Source organism: Serratia marcescens subsp. marcescens ATCC 13880 (assembly GCF_017299535.1).
Lineage (GTDB): Bacteria > Pseudomonadota > Gammaproteobacteria > Enterobacterales > Enterobacteriaceae > Serratia > Serratia marcescens.
On the sequence record NZ_CP071238.1, the window covers coordinates 4,077,277 to 4,099,780 of the forward strand.

Consider the following 22,504-nt stretch of genomic DNA (forward strand, 5'->3'; position numbering starts at 1 on the left):
GGCGCGGCCGTTGCCGCGCCCGTTCATCGTTTATTCCGTTGCCTGCAGCCGTTCAGCCAATCCGCTGCGGCGCTGGGTCGGCGTGCGAATGGCCCGCAGCAACACCGCCTCCGTGGCATACAGCGAGAGCTGCTGACGCGCGCGAGTGATCGCGGTATAGACCAATTCACGCGTCAGCACCGGCAGGAAGTGATTCGGCAACACCAGAACCGTATGGTCAAATTCCGATCCCTGAGATTTGTGCACCGTCATGGCATAGGCGGTTTCATGCGCCGGCAAACGGCTCGGCTGCACCGACTTGATGCTTCCATCCGGCAATTGGAAATGCACGCGCAGATCGCCGTGCTCATCCGGCAGCGTAATGCCGATATCCCCATTGAATAGCCCCAGCGCGCTGTCGTTGCGGCCGATCATCACCGGCCGCCCCCGATACCAACGGCCGAGCACGCCCGGTTTGCGGTCGATCAGACCGGCGCGCTGCAACCCGATCTCAATGCGCTCGTTCAGGCCGGCGACGCCGAACGGCCCTTCACGCAGCGCGCACAGCACCTGGAAGCGGCCAAAGGCCGCCAGCACCGCCGCCGCCTCCGCCCCTTCGGCGGTCAGCCGCAAATAGTCGCGATAGCCCGCCACGCAGGCATCCAACAGCGTCTGATACTCTTCGCTCGTCGCCAGCGCATAACCCATGACATCGCCGAAACTGCCGTTTAGTGCCGCCAGCGCACGATCCCCCGCTCCGGCGTTGACCGCCAACGCCAGTTGACCGATGCCGGAACGGGCGTCGAAGCGATAGCTCTTGCGCAGCAGGCACAGGCTGTCGCGCACCGCCGCTTCCGCAACGGCCTGCTGTCCTTCGATCGAACAGCCGGTCAGGCGGCTCAGCTCTGCAGCGCGCGCATCGCTGTATCCCTGCTCGGCAAAACGGCAAATATCCCCCAGCACCGCGCCGGCCTCCACCGAGGCCAGCTGATCGCGGTCGCCAAGGAAAATCACCCGGGCCCGATCGGGCAACGCGGCAATCAGGCGCGCCATCATCGGCAGATCGACCATCGAGGCCTCATCCACCACCAGCACATCCAAATGCAGCCGGTTGCCGCGGTGATAGCGCATGCGCTGACTGTTCGGTTGCGCCCCCAACAGGCGGTGCAACGTCGCCGCCTCCGTCGGGAACAGCGCCTGCTGCGCCGGGGTCAACGCCAGCTGACGGCTGGCGCTGCCAAGCGACTCCGTCAGGCGCGCCGCCGCCTTCCCAGTCGGCGCCGCCAGCTGAATGCGCAAGCGCGCGCTTTCATCCAACTGCACCAGCGCCGCCAACAGCTTGGCGACGGTGGTGGTTTTACCGGTGCCCGGCCCGCCGGAAATGACCGCAATGCGCCGCGTGGCGGCCACCGCGGCGGCGATCTTCTGCCAATCGGGTTCGTCGCTCGCCGAGCCGAACAAACGGTCAAGAATAGTGCGCAGTTCAGCCTCCGGCACCGCCAGCGACTCGCCTTCGCCGCCGATAAACGCCGCCACTTCACCTTCGTTTTGCCACATGCGCTGCAGATACAAGCGCGGCCCGCGCAGCACCAGCGGCGTAGCCTCGCTGCCGTCCCCGACCGCCGCGCTGGCCGCCAGGCGCTGCTGCCAACGCACGCCATCCGGCCGCCCGGCCGCCTCCCACACCGCCAGCGCCAGCGCCGGTTGGCGCCCTTCAAACAGCGTATCCACCTGCAGCTGCTCCAGCAACAGGCAGACGTGACCGGCCCCCGCCTCTGCGCTCAGGCAGGCGGCGGCCAGCAAAATATCGGGCTCGTCTTCGTTCGCCACCACGCGGGCGAACTGCACGTCCAGTGGGCGCAACACGCCAAGCGCCACCGCCTGCTCCAGCAGTGCGATCATGATCCATCCTCCGTCGCAGCAGCCTCGCCGCTGAACAAGCGATCCATTCCCGCCACCAGCTCAAACTCGGGAAGACAGGTGAAAATGCCGTTGCCCGGGTGCGCCGCATCCACGCCGCGCAGGAACAGATAAATCACCCCGCCGAAATGGCGCCGGTAATCGTAATCCGGCAGCCGATGACGCAGATAACGGTGCAGCGCCAGCGTATACAGCTGATATTGCAGATCGTAACGATGCTCCGCCATCGCCTGCTCCATCGCCGGCCGGGTATAGGCGCTGCTGTCTTCCCCCAACCAGTTGGACTTGTAGTCCAGCAGGTAGTATTTGCCCTGCCAACAGAACACCAGGTCGATAAAGCCTTTCAGCATGCCTTGCACCTGATGGAAATCCAGCGCCGGACAGCGGGCGGAAAGCGGATCGTAACGCTTCACCAGGGCATCGAGCTCCTTCGCCTGCAACAGCCGGTTGATCGGCAAATAGAACTGCAGCTCGGCCTGCTTGTGCTGCGGCGTCAGCGCCGCCAGCGTCATGCCGCTGTCGTCGAGCGACGTATTGAGCAGCACCTGCATCCACGCCAGCAGAATCGGTTGCCAGTGTTCGGCAAATCCTTGCTGTTGCAGCTGTGCCAGCAGCCACTGTTCATCCAACGGCTGGGTGAAGTCCAGCGTTTCGAACAGGCTGTGCAGGAAGGTGCCGGGCGCCGCGCCGCGCGGGAAGGTATGCGGTGTAAGCGCTGGCTCACTCTCCTCACTCCGCTCGCCCGCCGCGTCGACATCCAGACGCGGCAGCAGATCCTGCATCAAGCTCGCGCCGTGCTGTTGCAAACCGGTATAGCTGGTCACCCGCCAAAAATCCTGGATCCGCCGGGTAAAGCTTTTCGCCGCCAGCGCTTCGGCCAGTGACGCCTGGGGTTGCCAGGGTTCTTCGTCCGGCGGTTCAACCAGCGACAGCGCGATACCCCCGCCCGCCAATTGCTGCAGACGTTCCTGCAGATACACGGCGTCGCCGGCCTGCCCGCCCTGCACCAGATAACCCAATGCGCTGCGGTGCAGATCGGTATCGCCCTGTTTCTTGCGCGTGCCCTGGAACAGCGGCGCGATGCCGATGCTGCAGTGGTACACCGAGCGGGTCAGCGCCACGTACAGCAGACGCAGATCTTCCGCCAAGCGCTCCTCCTCCGCCCAGGCCTGGCTCTCTTCATTAGCGTCGAGATCCAGCAACGCCTGGAAACTGTGGCGATCGTGATACAGCGCCTGTTGCTGCTGGCGGAAGTTGCCGACGAACGGCAGCCACACCAGATCGAACTCCAGCCCCTTGGATTTGTGGATCGTGATCACCTGCACCAGATGCCGGTCGCTCTCCAGCCGCAGCTGCTGATTATCGGACTGACGATTAGGCTGGGCGATCTGCTGCGCCAGCCAGCGCACCAGCGCATGCTCGCTGTCGAGCTGCGCCGCCGCCTCTTGCAACAGTTCCCCCAGATGCAGCACGTCGGTCAAGCGACGCTCGCCGCCGGCGCTGGCCAACAGGTTCTCCGCCAGCTGGCGCGCTTTCATCACCTCGCTCAGCATCGGCAACACGCCGCGGCGCAGCCAGAGCGTGCGGTAATTGTCGAACTCGTTAACCAGCGCGTCCCAGGCGCGCTCATCGCGGCTCAGGCCGTCCAGCGTCGGCGCGTCCAACCCCATCAGCCCGGTGGCCATGGCGCTGCGCAGCGTGCGCTCCTGCTCCGGCGCCAACACCGCCTGCAGCAACCACAGCAGGTCTTTGGCCTCCGGGGTGTCAAACACGCTGTCGCGGTTGGACAGATAGACCGACGGAATAGACAGCGCGCTCAGCGCATCGCGCACCAACGCCGCCTCATTGCGGCTGCGCACCAGCACCGTGATATCGGAGGCTTGTACCGGCCGTGACGCCTTGCCGCTCTGCAGCCGCGCCTGGCCCTGCTGCCCGGCGCTGAGCCAGTCGCGAATTTGCGTGGCGCACAGGCGCGCCATCAGCTGTTGGTAATCACTTACACCCGCGCCTTCCCCCTGCTGCAGCCAGAACTGCATCGCCGGCTGCGGCTTGCCGTGCAATTCAAACGCCAGCCCTTGGTTCTTTTCCGCCGCGTTAACTTCAATAAAGGGGATTTGGCCGAACAGGAAAGGCTTTTCTACCTGAGAAAACAGGTGATTGACGCTGGCGACCATCGACGGCGACGAGCGCCAGTTGGTCTCCAGCGTATAGTGGGCGCTCACCTCTGAACGCGCGCGCATGTAGGTAAAGATGTCGGCGCCGCGAAAGGCGTAAATCGCCTGCTTGGGATCGCCGATCAACAGCAGGCCGCAATCAGGCCGGCCGACGTAAAGTTTTTGGAAAATACGGTATTGCTGCGGATCGGTATCCTGGAATTCATCGATCATCGCCACCGGGTATCGCTGGCGGATCGCCTGCGCCAGCTGTTCGCCGCCGCCGCTTTGCAGGGCGCCGTCCAGCCGGCTGAGCAGGTCATCAAATCCCAGTTCGGCGCGCTGGCGCTTTTCCTGCTGAATGGAGGTGCGGATCTCGCTGAGCGCGCGCGCCATGATCAGGTCGCGCAGCGTCAAGGGTTCATCGAACAACTCATCTATCGCCGTGAACAGCGTATGCCGCGGCGGCTCACCTTTCTTGGTCTTCTCCAGCAGCACCGACTGGCGAAATTTATCCAGTTCCTTCGGCAACTGGTAGTCCTGAGTCTCCTGCCCGCTCCATTCGCCGACCTTGTTCAGCCAGTTCGGCAGGTGTTTACTGCTGTAGCTGCGCTTATCGACGCCGGACTGGGCGATCAACGCTTCCAGATCGCCCGCCTCCGCCCGCCATTGCGCCTTGATGGCGTCGATGCGCGCGACGATCTGCTCGTGGCGCATCAGGACGGTTTCTTCATCCTTCGGCGGCCGACGCAGCGCCGGCGCTTCACCGTGCAGATAGCCGGAGAGATCGGCCAGCAACGCTTCCGGGCCGCTCCACTCCTGGCTGACCGCACGCGCCACGCCCAGCGGCAACGGATAGCAGTGGCGACGCCAGAAATCGGCGCAGGCCTGCCGCCGCAGCGGCAGCTCGTCCTGCACCAGCGTTTGTTCAAACAGCATGCCGGACTCGAAGGCGTTGTGCGTCAGCATTCGTTGGCAAAAGCCGTGAATGGTGTAGATCGCCGCTTCGTCCATCTGCCGCTCCGCCGCCAGCAGCTGCGAGGCGGCGTCGGTCAAATCGTCAATTTCAGCCATCAGCGCCGAAAACAGCGGGTTGGCGCTGACACCGCGCACGCAGGCGATGCGTAATCCGTGAATATTGTCGCGGATGCGCCCGCGCAGCTCCTCGGTGGCGGCCTCGGTAAAGGTCACCACCAGGATTTCTTCGACCGTCAGCGGGCGGGGAAACGCTGCTTCACCGCCCAACCCCAGCAGCAAACGCAGGTACAGCGCGCCGATGGTAAAAGTTTTGCCGGTGCCCGCCGACGCTTCTATCAGGCGTTCGCCGAACAGCGGCAGCGACAGAGGCTCCAACCTCTGCGGGGCAATTTCCGTCATGGCGTCGCCACTTTACGCGGCAAAATCTGCTGCAATGCCGACGCGTTCGGATAGGTGACCCAGTCCTTAGGCGCCGCGTAATCCGCCTTGTCTTGCCCGCTGCCGCTGACCTGCGACAGCACCGCCAGCCCTTGCGGCTGGATCACCGCCTGGTGGAAATAATCCGCCAGTTTGGCCGGCGTCAGCTGTTGCACCTGCGCGATCAGCTTCTGACGGGTATCAAAGGCGAAGTTGCCGCGATCGAAATCGTTGGCGAACCGGCTGGCCTCCTCGCTGAGGGTTTGCGGCCGCTGTTTCAGCTCATTGATCAGTGCCTGTTTGTACTGTTCAAAGTCCGCCTCGCTCATGTCACGCAGGCGTTTCTCGGTTTTCGGGTAGAAATCCTGATAGCGCTGGTACAGGTAGGCCGGCTGTTTGCTGTTGCTCTGCAACAGGAAGCCCACGCCCCACTGGCGCCCTACCGACATCGGGAAGGCGAAGACCGCGTACCCCAATTGCTCCTGCGTGCGCAGCTGGCTGTAAAACCACGGCTGAATAATCTGCCCCAGCAGCGAACTGTAGGCCATGCCGGTCACTTCGTCGTAGCCGGTCGGCACATAAACCGCCGCCAGCGCCGAGTCAGTACTGCTGCCCACCTGTTGCAGGTTGGCCAGATGGTTCTTGTCCACCACCACGTCTTCGCCGTGCCACCATTCGCTACCGGTACAGCCCAGACGATGTTTTAACGTCGACGCCAACGTGTCGACCTGCTGCTTGCTCATGTTGCCCACTACCAGCAGCTCCGGCGTGGCCTCGGCCAGCAGGCTGTCGCGATAGGCCAGCACGTCTTTCAGCGTTAACGTCTTCAGCACCTCGCGGCGCTCGCTGCGTTCGGAATACGGCACGCGGGAAACCATCTGCACCGGCTGAATGGCCAGCTCAAACGCCTTGCCCTTCTCGGCGGCGTCCAACTGCTCCAGATACCAGGATTTGGCTTGCGCCAACTGATCTTCCGTCGGCGTGAAGCTGGAATAACCCTCGATCAGCGCCGTCAGCAACTGCGGCAAACGCTGGGTGAAGCCGTTGGCGTTAAACATCAGACCGTTGTTCGGCGAGGTCGAGAAGCTCAACCCGCCGACCGACGCCTGATAGCTCAACTGATCCAGCGCGAGGCCGGCCAGATAATCCGTCAGCGAGAACAGCACCTGATTGCGCGCGGAATCCATGGTTTTGGCGTTGCGGAAAGCGACGGTGACGTCGGCCTTCGGTTCGTCGGCGAAGTAACGACTCGGCATGTACAGCACGCGCAGGCCGGGTTTATCCACCACCTTTTCCGGTTTTTTGAACTCGTGCGATGGCTTGGTCAGGGTAAAGTCATCCGGGATGTACGGGTTGAGCGCCGGCAGCGACAGGGAAATGCCGCTCTCCAACTGCTGCCACTGCGTAAAGCGCTGCGGCGTGATTTTGTCGACCTGGTAAGGCGCGTTGACGAAATAGGCCGTCTTGTTGTGCGGTTCATCCGGGCTGACGAACCAGATGCGCGCGTTTTGCGGCGTCATGGCGTCCAGGCGTTCGGCGATCGCCTTAGGATCATAACGGTCGGCCAGATAAGGCGCGTCCAGCGCATGCTCAACCGGAACGCGCAGCATGGTGTCCACCAGCCATTCGATATAGTCCATGTCGCGCGTGATCGACGGATAACGGAAGTCCAGGTTCAGAACATGCGAGATTTCATCGAAGTAGCTCTGCTTGATGCCTTCGCTGCGCAGCATTTTCAGGTAGTTGAAAATAGCGGCGACGACTTGGTCGCGCTGGGCCAGGCCTTTGTCGGTCAGCGAGACGCTGATAGCGAAGACGCCGCCGTTGCGATCCACCATCGGATCGGCGCCGGCATTGATGGCGTCCGCCAGCCCCTGCTTCTGCAACCAGTCAGACAAGGTATTTTTGCTGCGGTTGCCGATCAGGTAGCTGATGTAGGTATCGGTTTTGCTGCGAAACGCGGCGCTGTTGTTATCGATGCGGAACTCGACCTTCAGCTGCTTGCGCGGCTGCGCCGGCACATAGTGAATGATGATGCCCTGCTGTTCCGGCGTCACGGCCGGCACGGTGATCGGCGGCACGCTGGCGTCATGATTCGGCACGCGGCCAAAGGTTTTCGCCGCAATGTCAGCCAGCTGCGGCAGCGGCTGATTGCCGTACAAAACGCCCATCATCAGATTGGCGGAATAGTAGCGCTTATAGAAGCCGGTCAGTTCATCGTGCAACTTGCTGTCCGGCTTGTCTTTCAACGTATCGAGATTGCCGCCGGAGAAGCGCGCGCTCGGGTGCGCCGGGTTAAGGGTTTCCGCGCCGACCTGCGCCATGCGCATGCCGTCGCGCGAACGCGCCATCGTCAACTCGGCGTTCACCGCATTGCGCTCGCGATCGGCATTGCCCGGATCCAGCAGCGGCTCGGCAATAGCGTCGGCCATGCGGTCGACCGCCGGCTCCAGCGCATCATTTTCCACTTCCAGATAGAAGGCGGTGCGATAAGAGGCCGTGCTGGCGTTGTGGCTGCCGCCGTGCTTTTTCAGGAATTCGGACAGGTTTTCCGGCTCTGGATAGCGTTTGGAGCCCATCAGCACCATATGTTCCAGATAGTGCGCCAATCCCAGTTGGCTGTTCGGATCTTCGAGCGATCCAACCGGCAATGCCAGCGCCGCCAGCGATTTCGGCGCCTGGGCATCAGACACCAGCAACACCGTCATGCCGTTAGCCAACTTGATCGCTTCATACTGACGCGGATCGTGTTCGCTCTTGTTGATCTTCTCCGTCAGCGGTTGCCATCCTTGCGCGGCCCAACTCAACGGTGCCCAACACATAGCCAATAGTACCAGCCCGGTGATACGGACCAACTGTCTGCGCATATCCAAAATAAACCCCTATTCTGACGTCGCTACGCCCACTCCCTGACGTTGGCGACGTGCATCAAAACCACATAACCAAATCTGTACTCGCCGGGATCTTCGCCAATGTGGCGGCCCGAAACACGGCGGGTATATGCCTGTACGTTATGTAAGACCGGGAATCACCCCAATGGTTGAATATAACCTTCGTTATTTTTACCACCTCCCGCCGTACAGCACCACCGGCGGATTGTTACCCCAGGTTATGCCGCGCCACCGGCAGCAGATAACGCTCTGTTTCGGCCAGTATTTGCGCTAAGTATTCATTATCCAATTGGCGGAACACGCGCTGCACGTAGGGATCTTCCCCTTCTCCGGGAATGCGCTGATCGCCCTGCCAAGCCTGCAGCAATTTGGCGCGTGCCTTAATTTGCGCTTCTTCCTCCCAGTCTATTTGCTGCGTTTCCGGCTGATAGCACTGACTCAGCCACGCCCAGCCGCTCTTGTTCAGCAACAGCAGCGGCTGACACAAACCGCGCTGATAGCCCGCCAGCAGTTCCGCCAGCTGCGCCTGCGCCTCTTCAGGCGCCAGCGCGGCAAAGCGCCAGGCGGAGTTCTTGCGACCGTAGATGCGGCTCTCGCCGGTGCCGCCGGCGCAGCAGTACACTAGGTGCTCCAGCCACAGCAATATGCCGTCCACCGCCGACAACGTGGCGGGCCGCCAGCGCAACAGGCCGTCATCCTGCACCTGATGCAGCCAGCCGCTGAGACGTACGCCGGCGATATCGATATCCAGCTCCAGGCTATGGCTCTCTGCGCGTTCCGCACGCACCTGCTCGGCCAGTTCGCTCATCTCTTCCTGCTGCTTTTGCCAATAGATCTCGCCGAAGGCGCCATAGGGCAAGCCGCCGGCGGCACGCACCCGTTGGAACAACCGTTCGGGATCGTCGCCGTCGATCAGGGTATTCAGCAGTTGGCTGTTGAACTGGTAGCGGCTGAGGTTATCCAGCGTGAAGGGCTCTTCGTCCGGCAACTCAGTCTCTTCCAGGATAAAACTGACGCCCAGCCGCAGCTGGAAGAAGGCGCGGATAGGATGGCGGTAAAACCGCAGCAGCTCATCCAACGATATTTGCTGCAGCGCTTCGGCGGGCAGCGGTTGGTTGAAGGCCGGGTGCGCCGCACCGCGACCATCGGCGGCGGGCAGCCACTCGGCGGCATAACTTTGCTCCTCCGAGCCCGGCAAGAAATTCTCGGCGGCGAACGGCATGCGCGCGTGCCACTTAAGCAAATGCTCACCAACCCGCCGAGCACTGTCGTCTGCGCTGAGTTCTTCATCTCCCGGCAGGCAATAGCTTTGTTCCAGGTACTCCAACAGCTCGGTGACCAGCACCGAAGGGTAGCGCGGGCTGTTGTCCTGAATGGAACGGCCGATGAAACTGATATACAACCGCTGTTGCGCGGACAAAATCGCTTCCAGGAACAGATAGCGGTCGTCATCGCGCCGGCTGCGGTCGCCGCGTTTGACCTGCTGCGCCATCAGATCGAAACCCAGCGGCGGCAGCGTGCGCGGATACACGCCGTCGTTCATGCCCAGCAGGCACACCACCTTGAACGGAATGGAGCGCATCGGCATCAGCGTGCAGAAGTTGATTTGCCCGGCAAGGAAGCGCTGGCTGATGCGCTCCTGATCGAGGCGCGCCGCCAGATCGTCGCGCAGAATGGTCAACGGCACCTCATCGGGATAGCGCGCCGCCAGGCCAAAATTGATGGCCTGCTGCCACTGCTGCTCGATCAATGCCAGCACCACTTCGGTGTCGCTCTCCGCTTCGAAGAAGGCATCCAGCAGTTGCCGGCACAGCGGTAGCCACGCCTCGAGCGGGCGCGCTTCGCTCAAAATTTGCCGCCAGTGGCTGAGCTGCGCCAGCAGGTCTGCCAACTGCCCCGCCAGTTCGGCGACCAACCCGCTCGATTCGTCGTAAGGTAAAATGCCCTGCCAATCGCCGGCATTGCTGTCCATCGCGTAGCCGAGCAGCATGCGCGTAATACCGAAGCGCCAGGTATGCTGACCGGTGGCGGGCAGATCCAGTTCGCGCACGTTATCGTCGTCCAGGCCCCAGCGCACGCCGGATTCACCGACCCAGTGGCGCAACAGACGCAGCCCCTCTTCGCCAATGGCGAAACGGGCGGCCAGGGCCGGCACCTCCAGCAGCGCCAGCACCTGTTCCGAGGTAAAGCGGCTTTGCGGCAGATCGAGCAGTGAAATGAACGCCTGCAGCGCCGGATGCGCCTGCCGCGCTTTGCGGTCAGAAATGGCGAACGGCAGGTAGCGCTCGGCGGGGGCATTGCCGAACACCGCCTGAATATAAGGCGTGTAGCTGTCGATATCCGCCACCATTACGATGATATCGCGCGGCGTCAACGCGGGATCCTGCGCCAGCATGGTCAGCAGTTGATCGTGCAGCACCTCCACTTCCCGCTGCGGGCTGTGGCAGGCGTGCAGGCTGAGGGAGCGGTCGTTCTCATCAAGCGGGCGTTTGCTGAAGCTGCTTTCCAGCGTTTCCGCGGTAATACCGATCACCGCATGATCCTCCAACTCCAGCATGTCGCGCTGAACGGCGTGCAGCATGGTATCCGCCGGGATATCGACAAAGGCGTCGACCTCTTGCGCCCCTTCCATCTGCGACAGCAAATAGAGGTGATCGCGCCCCAGCTTGCCCCAAGAGGCCAGCAGCGGGTTGCTGAGTTGCTGCTGCCCTTCGGCGTCAAACAGGCGCGCCGCGTCGGCCGGCTCGCGAAACAGCCCTTGCTCGCGAGCCTGGTGGTAATGACGACGCTTGCGGCTCTGCAAGCGGGCCAGGAAAGCGTAATCCTGAATGTCGCCCCAATAGTAGCGACAGGGGTTGGTGAACATCAGGTGGATGTCGATATGCCGCCCCAGCGCCTGCAACGCTTCCAGATAGACCGGCGGCAACGCCGAGATGCCGCAGATAAACACCCGCGGCGGCAAACCGGGCGGGCACGTTGTTGCCTGCTCGAGCGCGTGGATAAAGCGGCTGTACAGATTGGCGCGGTGCCATTCCGGCTGCCCCAATTCGCGCGTGTACTCCACCAGCCGCGCCCAGAGCGGCGCCTGCCACTGCTGAGCTTCGGGCAGACCGTCGATGCGCTCGCCGCGCTGCCAGCTCTCCAGCCACTGCGGGCGATAAACCAAATACTGGTCGAACAGGTCGGCAACCCGGCCGGCCAATTGGTGGATTTTGCGCTTGTCGCCGTCATCGGTGAGATAGTGCTGCAGTGGCGCAAACGCAGGCTGAGTCAGCATCTCCGGCAACAACCACATCAGCTTCCATGTCATGGCATCCTTGCTGAAGGCGCTCTCTTTCGGAATATCCGGCAACACCCGGGTGAACATGTCCCAAATGAAGGTCGCCGGCAGCGGAAACGCGACATTGGCTGCGATACCAAACTGTTCCGCCAGCTGCATCTGCAGCCATTGCGCCATGCCGGGGCTTTGCACCAGCACCACCTCCTGTTGAAAAGGATCGGTCAACGGATCTCTGGCTATCAGCGCGCTGGTCAGCGTTTTCAACAAATCCAGCTGATTGGAATGATAAACAGTGAACATGAAGACTCCTTTAAAACAAAAGACATACGGCTCAAAAACGGGCGCAATACCAGCGGCTCAGCGTTGCCCACTGCCGCTGCGGCGTTTGGATCCTGACCGTCAATCGGCGACAATCGCTCCCCGCATCGTCAAGTGCCGTCTCGCGCCGCCACCCTTCCGGCAGCGGTTCAGCCTCGAGCCGGCCGATGACGGCGAACGCCTCCAACTGCTGGTGCGCCAGCCCCCAGGCTTGCCGGTAGTGCCACTGGCGCTGGAACGACTGCAACAGCACCTGATGATACTGTAACAAGCCAAGCAGCGACACCGAGAACAGCAAGGCCGCCACCAACACTTCCGGCAGACTGAAGCCGTTGCGGGATATCCACGCTGCCCGAGCGTTAGCCGTCACAGTCGGCCAACCTTTTCTCGGGACAAAAATCCAGCCGACCGCCCGGCTGTGCTTGCAACTTGCCAGCAGCCTCAGCGCCGTTAAAGGTGCCCCATTGATACAGCCATACCGGTTCACCGCCGCTCATCTCACCAAGGCCGCGTACCGTCACCACCCCCGCTCTGGCTGACAGCCGAGCGCAAGCCGTCAGTTCCACGCGCTGCCTGCATAGCCAGGCCGCTGCACTCAGTTCGGCGCGCGGCCAACGCTGGCTCATGCCCCAACTCAGCGCCGAAGCGGCCTGATTGTAAGCCTGAAGGTAACGCTGCTGATCGGCGGCCAGTAACAGCGCGTTATCCAATTGCCGCTGTTGCGCATTGAGCAACATCAGCCCCAGCGCCAGCAGCAACATCACCGCCGCCAGGGTGCTGCCGCCTCGTTGGGAGTACCGCTTCATGGCAGCGCCGCCATTTCGACGCTCCCGCTCAGACTGCGCCTGATACGCGTATCGCTGGCGGAGCGCCCCGTCAGCGTCAGGCGAGCCAATGCCGCGCCGTGATCGCCCCGCTCTATCGCCACATGAAACCGCTCAATGCGCACTTCGTCATGATCGAGTAGCCGCTCCCAGCCACCGCCCTCGCATTGGCTCACGCCGCGCTGCCCTTCCAAGCCGCCATTACGTAGCCGATAACCGAAATAGCCTGCATCCTCACCCGAAGTGAGCCATTGCCCGCTGCGAGCAATGTCGTAGGCAACGATAACGCAGCTGCCAGCCGTTTCTCCCGATGCCTGGCCTATCAGCAGCGGCCGGCCAGCGCACTGCCCGGCGCAAAACCCGGCGCGGCGCAGATCTTTCTCAATGCCGAACGCCAACTGTCGCAGCGTTGACTCCAGCCGAAAGTGCTGACCGACGGCAACGTTCTGCTGGCGTAACAGCGGGTAAGTTTTCGCCGCGCCGAGCGCGATCATGCTGCCGAACACCAGCGCCAACATCACCTCCGGCAAGGTAAAACCGCGTTCGACAGTCAGCATGGCGCGATCCCCCTTATCCGGAGCCCTTCGCTGCACAAACGCAGCCGCCCACGGGCGGACAGCACCAGCCGCAGGCTGCCTGCGTCGTTGCTGAGAAGGATGTGCCCCGCCTGCGCAGTATTGCGCAAACCATAAAACCCAATCTCTTTGCCGGAGTAGCCGCTCAGCACAACGTCGCGATAAGGCGGCAAGAAAACGGAGCCTTCGGCGGAAACGCAATCCGTCGGTGGCACACCGCCGCCCAGGCACCAGGGCGTGCCATTCTTGAACCACAGCAGCGCCGTGCGGTTACGCCAGTTGGCGTCCGCCTGTAATCGCAGCAAAAACGCCAGCAGTTGTTGGGCCGTGTGTTCCAGCCGCAGCGCTTGCTGATGATAGCGCCATTGCCCGACGCCCCAGCCGGTGAGCATGGCGGCGATCAGGATCGCCGCCATTAGCTCAATCAGCGTCATGCCCCGTTGGCGATCATCGATGTTCGAGAGAGTATTGTCGTTCATGCCGCCAGTGTAAGGGCCGTAACAACGCGGTAAAGCCGCATGCGCAAGCGCTGCGGCAAGCTGCGCAATGTTTTCTCTACGATGGCGGACGGCGACAAAAAAATGCGGCGCGGTACGCAATGCGGATAAAAAAAGGGGCGCAATCGCTGCGCCCCTGGTGTGATGCGGTTAAGGTCAGATCGCGACCGGCGCCTTGATGGCCGGGTGCGGATCGTAACCTTCGATCTCGAAGTCTTCGAAACGGTAATCGAACAGTGAAGCCGGTTTGCGTTTGATCACCAGTTTCGGCAACGGACGCGGTTCACGCGTCAGCTGCAGCTGAGTCTGTTCCATGTGGTTGCTGTACAGGTGGGTATCGCCGCCGGTCCAGACGAAGTCGCCCACTTCCAGATCGCACTGCTGCGCCATCATGTGCACCAACAGCGCGTAGCTGGCGATGTTGAACGGCAGGCCGAGGAAAACGTCGCAGGAACGCTGGTACAGCTGGCAAGAGAGCTTGCCGTCCGCCACGTAGAACTGGAAGAACGCGTGGCACGGCGCCAACGCCATCTGATCCAGCTCGCCGACGTTCCAGGCGGAAACAATGATGCGACGCGAATCCGGATCTTGCTTCAGCTGTTGGAGCACGTTGCTCAGCTGATCGATCTGACGGCCGTCCGCTGCGCCCCAGGCGCGCCACTGTTTGCCGTACACCGGGCCGAGATCGCCGTTTTCATCGGCCCACTCGTCCCAAATGGTGACCTTGTTGTCACGCAGGTAGGCGATGTTGGTATCGCCGTTCAGGAACCATAACAGCTCATGAATGATCGAACGCAGATGACATTTCTTGGTGGTCACCAACGGGAAACCTTCCTGCAAGTTGAAACGCATCTGGTGGCCGAAAATCGACAATGTGCCAGTGCCGGTACGGTCGGCTTTAGGGGTGCCCTCGGCGAGCACCTTATTCATCAAATCCAGATACTGTTTCATTTGTTCCTCACGACAGTTGTTGCTGTGGGCGACGACGGTACGCCCAAATCATCATAATAATACCGGCCACCACCATCGGGATGGACAGGATCTGCCCCATGCTGATCACGCCGTCGAACAGGCCGAGCTGGGCATCCGGCTGGCGGAACGCTTCAACGATGATGCGGAATGCGCCATACCCAATCAGGAACAGGCCTGATACGGCGCCCATCGGCCGCGGCTTGCGAATAAACAGGTTCAGAATGATAAACAGCACCACGCCTTCCAGCAGCAGTTCATACAGCTGCGACGGGTGGCGCGGCAGTACGCCGTACTGATTCAGCAACGGCAACAAAGAGGGATCGGCGGCGGCGAGGGCCACGTCTTCGCTGCGCGAACTTGGGAACAACATCGCCCAAGGGGTATCGGTGGTCACGCGGCCCCACAGTTCGCCGTTGATAAAGTTGCCGAGGCGGCCGGCGCCCAGGCCGAATGGGATCAATGGCGCGATAAAATCGGAAACCTGGAAGAAGGTGCGTTTGGTGCGGCGAGCGAACCAGAACATCACCAGAATCACCCCCATCAAGCCGCCGTGGAACGACATGCCGCCATCCCAGACCTTGAACAGATAGAGCGGGTTATCCAGGAACAGCGGCAGGTTGTAGAACAGCACATAGCCGACGCGGCCGCCGACGAATACGCCCAGGAAGCCGGCGTAGAGCAGGTTTTCCACTTCGTCTTTGGTCCAGCCGCTGCCCGGCTTGTTGGCGCGACGCACCGCCAGCCACATGGCAAAAACGAAGCCGACCAGGTACATCAGGCCGTACCAATGCAGAGAAACCGGGCCAATGGAGAAAATGACCGGATCAAATTTAGGAAACGCCAGATAGCTATTGCTCATCTATCACCACAACATGTCTGTTATTTTTCCCCATGCGGGGGCGGCAGGTGCCAAGCGGCGACGGAGATTATCCCGCGCCTTGCAAACGGCGGCATTGGCCGCTGCGGTCTGCAAGGCGACGAGCATGCGCCGCGCTGAGGTTGCGCATCATAACATAGGCTTAGCGCAGTCCGGTCCGGCAGGGCGGGAAAAGTTCTGTAAAAAAATCACACCGCGCGGCGGTTATCGGCCCCCGCGGATCAGCCCGCCCATGCCGCGCCGCTCCATAAACGCCGCCACCAGATGGCGCACTTCGGTGGTCATCTGGGTGTTCAACACCCGGTGAGCCAGCATTTCGGCGTCGGCCAGGTCGATATGTCGCAGCAGGTATTTGATGCGCGCCACGCTGCGGCCATTCATGCTCAGATTGCGATAGCCCATGCCCACCAGCAACAGCGCGCCCATGGGATCGCCGGCCAACTCACCGCAGAGGCTAAGCTGCAGCCCGGCCGCTTTCCCCTGCTCGGCGATCAAGTTCAGCACCTGCAACATCGCGGGATGCAAACTGTCATACAGCGCGGCGACCCGCGTGTTATTGCGATCCACCGCCAGCAGGTACTGGGTCAAGTCGTTGGTGCCGACCGAAATGAAATCAACGCGCCCGGCCAAATGCGGGATCAGGAAAATCATCGATGGCACTTCCAGCATCACGCCGATTTTCGGTTTCGGGATCGCGTAGCCGAGCACCTCTTCCACCTCGCGCCCGGCTCGGTCAATCAGGCGTTTAGCTTCGTCGACCTCTTCAAGGCTGGTGATCATCGGCAGCAAAATACCCAGGTTGCCGGTGCCGGCATTGGCGCGCAGCATGGCGCGTACCTGAATCAAAAAGATCTCCGGCTGATCTAGAGTGATGCGGATGCCGCGCCACCCCAGGCAAGGGTTCTCTTCGCTGATCGGCATATAGGGCAGTTGCTTGTCGGCGCCGATATCCAGGGTGCGCAGCGTAACCGGCTTGCTCGGATAAAGCTGCAGCATGCCTTGATACTGCGCGACCTGTTCTTCTTCGGAGGGGAAACCGCTTTGCAACATGAACGGGATTTCGGTGCGGTACAACCCCACGCCATCCACTCGGCCGCCCAACAGTTGTTCATGTTCCGGGCTGAGGCCGGCGTTCAGCATCACCTGGATACGCTCGCCGCTTTTCAGCTGCGCCGGTTGCTCGACGTCGTCTTCCGCCAGCTTGCTCAACTCCAGCTCTTCGCTGATCAGCCGTTGATATTCCTGCACCAGCACCGGTTCAGGATCGACCAACAGTTCACCGCGATACCCATCAACGATCAGCAACCGCTGGCTGAGCAGAGAAGGCTGGATGTCGGCGCCCATCACCGTCGGCACCCCCATCGCCCGCACCAAAATCGCCGCATGCGAGTTGGCGGCGCCGTCGCGCACCACCACGCCGACCAGGCGATCCTGCGGCACTTCGGCCAGCAATGTCGCGGTCAGCTCATCCGCCACCAGCACAAAACGCGCCGGCCACTGGGTGGCGCCCTGGGTGGTGTCATCGAGGTGGAACAGCAGGCGCTGGCCCAGCGCGCGCAGATCGCTGCCGCGCTCGCGCATGTAGGTGTCCTGCAGTTTGGCGAACTGTTCGGCAAAGGCTTCTATCACCTGTTTCACCGCCCACTCCGCCACCGAGCCGTTGTCGATTTCGGCGAACAGTTCGCGCTTGAGGCGGGCGTCGTTTAACAGGTGAGAATAAAGATCGAAGATCGCCGCGCTCTCTTTTTGCGAGCTGGCGGCAAAACGCTTGCTGAAGCGGCGAAACTCCGCGCCGGCCTCTTCCAGCGCCAGCGTCAGGCGCTCGCGCTCGCTGGCGGTGTCCAGCGTCGACGCGCGGTAAACCTGATCGAGCGAAGGCTGGCTACTGTCCTGCCACCCTTCAGCCACCGCCACGCCGGGCGAGGCCGCCAGCGCGCGCACGCGCGTTTGGCGATACTGGCCGAAAATGGCGTTGAGCTGCGACTGTGACAAGATCCCGGCCATCTGCGTGGCCAGGGTGACCATGAAAGACTCTTCGCTTTCATCGAACTGGCGCAGCTCGCGCTGCTGCACCACCAGCACCCCCAGCAGTTGGCGCCGATGAATGATCGGCACCCCGAGGAAGGATCGGAAACGATCCTCTTTCACCTGCGGAACGTATTTGAAACTGGGGTGGCTTTGGGCATCGGCCAGGTTGATAGGCTCGGCTCGGCGGCCGACCAACCCGACGACGCCCTCGTCAAACGCCAATGCGATAGTGCGCCCACGCGGCTTTTTCAGCCCGCGCGTGGCCATCAGGTAGTAGCAGCGGCGATCGTTGTCCGCCAGGTAGATGGAACACACTTCGGTGTCCATCGCCAGACAGGTTTCATTGACCAGCAGATCCAGCGCATCCGTCAGACTGGCCGCCGCGGCCACCTTCTCTACAATTTCTCGCAAGCGCGTGAGCATAGTCGGCTTAACTTAACCTCTCTTTCGGCGATAAGCGGGAGCCTGCCGCGGCGCCGCCTGCTCTTGCATCGGCATCACGGTCACGGCGAATTCTTTCATCACCCGGCGGTAGACGTCGCGTTTGAACGACACCACCTGGCGCACCGGATACCAGAAGCTCACCCAGCGCCAACCGTCGAACTCCGGCGTGCTGCTGCGCTGCATATTGATATCAGCGTCATTGCACAGTAGCTGCAACAAAAACCATTTTTGCTTTTGGCCGATACAAACCGGCTTTGTGTCCCAACGCACCAAACGTTTCGGCAATTTATAGCGCAACCAGTTGCGGGTCGAAGCCAGGATGCGCACATCCTTTTTACTCAGCCCCACTTCTTCGAACAGCTCACGGTACATCGCCTGCTCCGCAGTTTCGCCAGGGTTAATCCCACCTTGGGGAAACTGCCAGGAGTGCTGACCGTAACGGCGGGCCCATAAGACCTGCCCCTGACGATTACAGATTACGATACCAACATTCGGGCGGTAGCCATCATCATCGATCACCGGACTACCTCGATAAGCTTAAATTCGCATAGATGTCCTGATTGTTTCACACAAGCTACAGGCGGTAAACCACTGCTTTACGGCGCTGCGGGCCGGATAACATTGGGATAACTCACAGATATTGGCAAAGTTATAAACATACCCCAGCCTTTCAGACCGGTTTTATTCACTTTTTCTGTGGATAGGTGTGTGCAGAACTCGAGGGATAAGCCGGTAAAACTCTCGTCCCCTAAAATCCGCCCTCATACCTAAAAACAAATATTAAGACTAAAAACATATAGTTAAGTAATATCTCGCAGTGATACACAGGACAAAAATGTGATCTATGCACGGTAAGGATCTTACCCTGGCGAAAGATCCACCAACGCCGTTTTTATCCACAGATTATCCGGGCAAGTTACGCACAAAACGGACAAGTTCGTAAAAACCCGCCTGAGTCAAGGCTGTAAATTGAACCAGTGATCGGTAAAAATTTGGGTTATCCCATAAATCTGTGGATAAATAGGTGTAAGATCCTGTTTATTGTCGGTGGCTTCAGGTGAACAAGCCCCGCGAGTGCATTGTCGCCCGCGTAAAGAAAGAAAAAAAGTCATGTAAAATCATGCTACTATTATTCTTTTCCCCAGGCGATAGCGGTTATCGCTCGCCGTGTATAATTGCAGTACGTTTTTCAACCAAATTCGACAGGCTTGATTTATGGCATTTTTATCCCCTTTGCCGCCCCCGCCGGAAAATGAACGGCAGCTGTTCGAGCGCGCTCAGGCGCTGGCCGGCTTCAGCTTTGGCGAACTGGCCGCCCGTGCGCAATTGCCGATCCCCAAGGATCTGAAACGCGATAAAGGCTGGGTGGGCATGCTGCTGGAGCTGTACCTCGGCGCCATGGCCGGCAGCAAACCGGAACAGGATTTTCCCGAGTTGGGCATTGAGCTGAAAACCATTCCTGTCGACGCCGCCGGCAAACCGCTGGAAACCACTTTCGTCTGCGTCGCCCCGCTCACCGGCAACAGCGGCGTCACCTGGGCCAGCAGCCACGTTCGCCACAAGCTGGCACGCGTGTTGTGGATACCGGTAGAAGGCGAACGGCAAATCCCGCTGGCCCAGCGCCGCGTCGGTTCGCCGCTGCTGTGGAGCCCGAGCCTTGCAGAAGAAGAGAGGTTGCGCCGCGATTGGGAAGAACTGATGGATCTGATCGTGCTCGGTCACGTAGAACGCATCACCGCACGCCACGGCGAAGTGCTGCAACTGCGCCCCAAAGCGGCCAACAACAAGGCGCTCACCGAAGCCATCGGCGAACAGGGGCAACCTATCATGACGCTGCCGCGCGGTTTCTATCTGAAAAAGGGCTTTACCGGCGCGCTGCTGGCAAGACATTTCTCAATCTAAGCGATTTCGTTTAACTCTGGTTTAGCTAACCCTGTCAGCGCCGCGATAAACGCGTATAATTCACGCTTTGCATTTATTAAGGTGTGTCGGGCAATGTTCGAATGGATTATGGATCCCAATGCCTGGTTAGCGTTAGGTACGCTAACCATTCTTGAGATCGTACTGGGTATTGATAACATCATTTTTCTGTCGCTGGTGGTAGCCAAGCTGCCCAAAGCGCAACAGAACAAAGCTCGCCGGCTCGGGCTGGCCGCCGCCATGCTGATGCGCCTGGCGCTGCTGGCCTCCATCGCCTGGGTGATCCGCTTGACGCACCCGCTGTTCACCGTGCTGGATCACGCCATTTCCGCCCGCGATTTAATCCTGCTGCTGGGGGGATTGTTCCTGATCTGGAAAGCCAGCAAAGAGATCCACGAAACCATCGAAGGTTCGGAAGAAGAGCACCACACCAAGGTGCACAGCTTCTTCGGCGCGATAGTGCAAATCATGCTGTTGGATATCATCTTCAGTCTGGATTCGGTGATTACCGCCGTGGGCCTTTCCGACCATCTGTTCATCATGATGGCGGCGGTGGTGATCGCCGTCGGCGTGATGATGTTCGCCGCCCGGCCGATCGGCGAGTTCGTCAACCGCCATCCGTCGGTAAAAATGCTGGCGCTGGCGTTCCTGATCCTGGTGGGCTTCACGCTGATGCTGGAAAGCTTCCAAGTGCACGTGCCGAAAGGCTACATCTATTTCGCCATGTTCTTCTCCATGTCGGTAGAAGCGCTCAATCTGATGCGCAGCAAAAAAAATCACGCGCCGGAATAACGCGATATGGAAGCCGCCACCGGCGGCTTCCGCCGTTTCATTGCCCCCTCATTTCACTTTTTCTTATCAGATAAAGACTTATCTGAGACGCCCCCGGCCAAGAGTTTGCTAATCTTGAAAGAACATTGTTTTCTGCATAATCGAGGATCCGCAGGATGAAAAAGTGGGTAATGGCAGTGTCTGCGCTGGTTATGGCCGCCGGTTTGGCGGGATGTTCCAGCGACTACGTCATGGCGACTAAAGACGGCAACATGATCCTGACGCAAGGCAAACCGGAGATCGACACAGACACCGGACTCATCAGTTATAAAGACGAGAAAGGCAACCACCGCCAGATCAACGGCGATCAGGTTTCCCAGGTTATCGAACGCTAATCACCGCTCGCTGGCTATCGCCCGTTCAAGCGCGGTAGCCCTCATTCGCCTGCGCACTGAATCCGCTTCCCCCATCTTCACCGCTTGGTTATAGTCAGGAAAGGCGACATCGCCGCCCGACGGACTTTGCGCCGTCTTCTGAATTGGGCTCCTGTTTCACCGGGCCGCGCGGCCCGTCAGCGCTAACAAGAAAGGAAGGCCGTTAATGCAATACCACCGTATTCCCCACAGTTCTTTAGAAGTGAGCGTGCTGGGACTGGGCACCATGACCTTTGGCGAACAGAACAGCGAAGCCGACGCCCATGCGCAACTGGACTATGCATTGGCCGCAGGCGTGAACCTGATAGACACCGCCGAACTGTACCCGGTGCCGCCCCGCCCGGAAACCCAGGGCCTGACCGAGAGCTATATCGGCAGTTGGATCAAGGCGCGCGGCAATCGCGAAAAAATCGTCCTGGCCAGCAAAGTTTCGGGGCCGGTGCGCGGCACCGACAGCAGCATCCGCCCGCAGCAGGCGCTCGATCGCAAGAACATCCGCGCCGCGCTGGACGCCAGCCTCAAACGGCTGAACACCGATTATCTCGATCTTTATCAATTGCACTGGCCGCAGCGCGCCACCAACTGCTTTGGCAAACTCAACTATCAATACACCGACGACAAAGCCACGGTCACGCTGTTGGAAACGCTGGAGGCGCTGACCGAGCAGGTGCGCGCCGGCAAGATCCGCTATATCGGGGTTTCCAATGAAACGCCCTGGGGCGTGATGCGCTACCTGCAGCTGGCGGAGAAACATGAGCTGCCGCGCATCGTGTCGATTCAAAACCCGTACAGCCTGCTGAACCGCAGCTTTGAGATTGGCCTGGCCGAGATCAGCCAGCACGAAGGGGTGGAACTGCTGGCCTATTCCAGCCTGGCGTTCGGCACCCTGAGCGGTAAATACCTCAACGGCGCAAAACCGGCCGGCGCGCGCAATACGCTGTTCACCCGCTTCAACCGTTATTCAGGGCAGCAAACCCAGTTGGCGATCGCCGAATACGTGGCGCTGGCCAAAAAACACGGACTGGATCCTTCGCAGATGGCCTTGGCCTTCGTGCGTCAGCAGCCGTTCGTCGCCAGCACCCTGTTGGGCGCCACCTCGGTGGATCAGTTGAAAATCAACCTCGACAGCCTTGACGTCATTCTGGATGAGGACGTGCTGCAGGCGCTCGAAGAAATCCACACCCGGTTTACCATTCCGGCGCCTTAATTCCTCTGAGGGCGCAGCC

16 protein-coding genes are annotated in these 22,504 nt (G+C 60.7%); 4 read left to right on the forward strand and 12 right to left on the reverse strand.

The window, feature by feature from the left end:
* Nucleotides 1–30 precede the first annotated feature (30 nt).
* The 12 genes from recD to rppH all read right to left on the reverse strand — a co-directional run bounded on the left by recD (nt 31) and on the right by rppH (nt 18,672).
* On the reverse strand, nt 31–1,881 hold the full coding sequence (gene recD / locus J0F90_RS19520) for an exodeoxyribonuclease V subunit alpha (RefSeq protein ID WP_033639510.1): 1,851 nt from the start codon (nt 1,879–1,881) through the stop codon (nt 31–33).
* Nucleotides 1,878–5,429 carry an exodeoxyribonuclease V subunit beta gene (recB, locus tag J0F90_RS19525; RefSeq protein ID WP_033639509.1) on the reverse strand — a complete coding sequence of 1,184 codons (3,552 nt, stop codon included), beginning with the start codon at nt 5,427–5,429 and terminating at the stop codon, nt 1,878–1,880. The genes recD and recB overlap by 4 nt, the downstream gene beginning before the upstream one ends.
* Nucleotides 5,426–8,314: a pitrilysin gene (gene ptrA / locus J0F90_RS19530; protein WP_033641361.1), complete on the reverse strand. Its 2,889-nt coding sequence runs from the start codon at nt 8,312–8,314 to the stop codon at nt 5,426–5,428. The genes recB and ptrA overlap by 4 nt, the downstream gene beginning before the upstream one ends.
* 232 nt (nt 8,315–8,546) lie before the next feature.
* On the reverse strand, nt 8,547–11,918 hold the full coding sequence (gene recC, locus J0F90_RS19535; protein ID WP_033639508.1) for an exodeoxyribonuclease V subunit gamma: 3,372 nt from the start codon (nt 11,916–11,918) through the stop codon (nt 8,547–8,549).
* A 31-nt stretch (nt 11,919–11,949) separates the two neighbouring features.
* Complete coding sequence (locus tag J0F90_RS19540; RefSeq protein WP_033639507.1) at nt 11,950–12,306, reverse strand: prepilin-type N-terminal cleavage/methylation domain-containing protein; 357 nt, start codon at nt 12,304–12,306, stop codon at nt 11,950–11,952.
* Nucleotides 12,296–12,742, reverse strand: coding sequence for a YgdB family protein (locus J0F90_RS19545; protein ID WP_033639506.1), 447 nt, complete (start codon nt 12,740–12,742; stop codon nt 12,296–12,298). Before J0F90_RS19545 ends, J0F90_RS19540 begins: the two co-directional genes overlap by 11 nt.
* Nucleotides 12,739–13,317, reverse strand: coding sequence for a prepilin peptidase-dependent protein (locus J0F90_RS19550; RefSeq protein WP_033639505.1), 579 nt, complete (start codon nt 13,315–13,317; stop codon nt 12,739–12,741). Before J0F90_RS19550 ends, J0F90_RS19545 begins: the two co-directional genes overlap by 4 nt.
* Nucleotides 13,311–13,814 (reverse strand): prepilin peptidase-dependent protein, encoded by a 504-nt coding sequence (locus J0F90_RS19555; protein ID WP_033639503.1) that lies wholly within the window; start codon nt 13,812–13,814, stop codon nt 13,311–13,313. Before J0F90_RS19555 ends, J0F90_RS19550 begins: the two co-directional genes overlap by 7 nt.
* A gap of 174 nt (nt 13,815–13,988) precedes the next feature.
* Nucleotides 13,989–14,783, reverse strand: coding sequence for a thymidylate synthase (thyA, locus tag J0F90_RS19560; protein ID WP_016929918.1), 795 nt, complete (start codon nt 14,781–14,783; stop codon nt 13,989–13,991).
* A gap of 7 nt (nt 14,784–14,790) precedes the next feature.
* Nucleotides 14,791–15,663, reverse strand: coding sequence for a prolipoprotein diacylglyceryl transferase (gene lgt, locus J0F90_RS19565; RefSeq protein ID WP_016929919.1), 873 nt, complete (start codon nt 15,661–15,663; stop codon nt 14,791–14,793).
* 222 nt (nt 15,664–15,885) lie between these two features.
* Entirely contained in the window at nt 15,886–18,132 is a 2,247-nt protein-coding gene (gene ptsP / locus J0F90_RS19570; RefSeq protein ID WP_016929920.1) for a phosphoenolpyruvate--protein phosphotransferase, read from the reverse strand.
* Between the two features lie 12 nt (nt 18,133–18,144).
* A complete protein-coding gene (gene rppH / locus J0F90_RS19575) occupies nt 18,145–18,672 on the reverse strand; it encodes an RNA pyrophosphohydrolase (protein ID WP_004931849.1) in 528 nt (175 codons plus the stop codon).
* Nucleotides 18,673–19,368: 696 nt separating this feature from the next.
* Here rppH and mutH point away from each other — a divergent pair.
* The 4 genes from mutH to J0F90_RS19595 all read left to right on the forward strand — a co-directional run bounded on the left by mutH (nt 19,369) and on the right by J0F90_RS19595 (nt 22,485).
* Nucleotides 19,369–20,055, forward strand: a complete 687-nt coding sequence (gene mutH, locus J0F90_RS19580; protein ID WP_033632226.1) for a DNA mismatch repair endonuclease MutH — start codon at nt 19,369–19,371, stop codon at nt 20,053–20,055.
* Nucleotides 20,056–20,148: 93 nt separating this feature from the next.
* A complete protein-coding gene (locus J0F90_RS19585) occupies nt 20,149–20,865 on the forward strand; it encodes a TerC family protein (RefSeq protein ID WP_016929922.1) in 717 nt (238 codons plus the stop codon).
* 155 nt (nt 20,866–21,020) lie between these two features.
* Nucleotides 21,021–21,239: a YgdI/YgdR family lipoprotein gene (locus J0F90_RS19590; RefSeq protein ID WP_016929923.1), complete on the forward strand. Its 219-nt coding sequence runs from the start codon at nt 21,021–21,023 to the stop codon at nt 21,237–21,239.
* 205 nt (nt 21,240–21,444) lie between these two features.
* A complete protein-coding gene (locus tag J0F90_RS19595; protein ID WP_016929924.1) occupies nt 21,445–22,485 on the forward strand; it encodes an NADP(H)-dependent aldo-keto reductase in 1,041 nt (346 codons plus the stop codon).
* The last annotated feature ends 19 nt before the right edge of the window (nt 22,486–22,504 follow it).

Excerpts from the sequence above, each read along its gene's own strand:
- recD (WP_033639510.1), bottom strand. The coding sequence starts at position 1,881 with ATGATCGCACTGCTGGAGCAGGCGGTGGCGCTTGGCGTGTTGCGCCCA.
- recB (WP_033639509.1), bottom strand. The coding sequence starts at position 5,429 with ATGACGGAAATTGCCCCGCAGAGGTTGGAGCCTCTGTCGCTGCCGCTG.
- ptrA (WP_033641361.1), bottom strand. The coding sequence starts at position 8,314 with ATGCGCAGACAGTTGGTCCGTATCACCGGGCTGGTACTATTGGCTATG.
- recC (WP_033639508.1), bottom strand. The coding sequence starts at position 11,918 with ATGTTCACTGTTTATCATTCCAATCAGCTGGATTTGTTGAAAACGCTG.
- J0F90_RS19545 (WP_033639506.1), bottom strand. The coding sequence starts at position 12,742 with ATGAAGCGGTACTCCCAACGAGGCGGCAGCACCCTGGCGGCGGTGATG.
- J0F90_RS19550 (WP_033639505.1), bottom strand. The coding sequence starts at position 13,317 with ATGCTGACTGTCGAACGCGGTTTTACCTTGCCGGAGGTGATGTTGGCG.
- J0F90_RS19555 (WP_033639503.1), bottom strand. The coding sequence starts at position 13,814 with ATGAACGACAATACTCTCTCGAACATCGATGATCGCCAACGGGGCATG.
- thyA (WP_016929918.1), bottom strand. The coding sequence starts at position 14,783 with ATGAAACAGTATCTGGATTTGATGAATAAGGTGCTCGCCGAGGGCACC.
- lgt (WP_016929919.1), bottom strand. The coding sequence starts at position 15,663 with ATGAGCAATAGCTATCTGGCGTTTCCTAAATTTGATCCGGTCATTTTC.
- ptsP (WP_016929920.1), bottom strand. The coding sequence starts at position 18,132 with ATGCTCACGCGCTTGCGAGAAATTGTAGAGAAGGTGGCCGCGGCGGCC.
- mutH (WP_033632226.1), top strand. The coding sequence starts at position 19,369 with ATGGCATTTTTATCCCCTTTGCCGCCCCCGCCGGAAAATGAACGGCAG.
- J0F90_RS19585 (WP_016929922.1), top strand. The coding sequence starts at position 20,149 with ATGTTCGAATGGATTATGGATCCCAATGCCTGGTTAGCGTTAGGTACG.
- J0F90_RS19590 (WP_016929923.1), top strand. The coding sequence starts at position 21,021 with ATGAAAAAGTGGGTAATGGCAGTGTCTGCGCTGGTTATGGCCGCCGGT.
- J0F90_RS19595 (WP_016929924.1), top strand. The coding sequence starts at position 21,445 with ATGCAATACCACCGTATTCCCCACAGTTCTTTAGAAGTGAGCGTGCTG.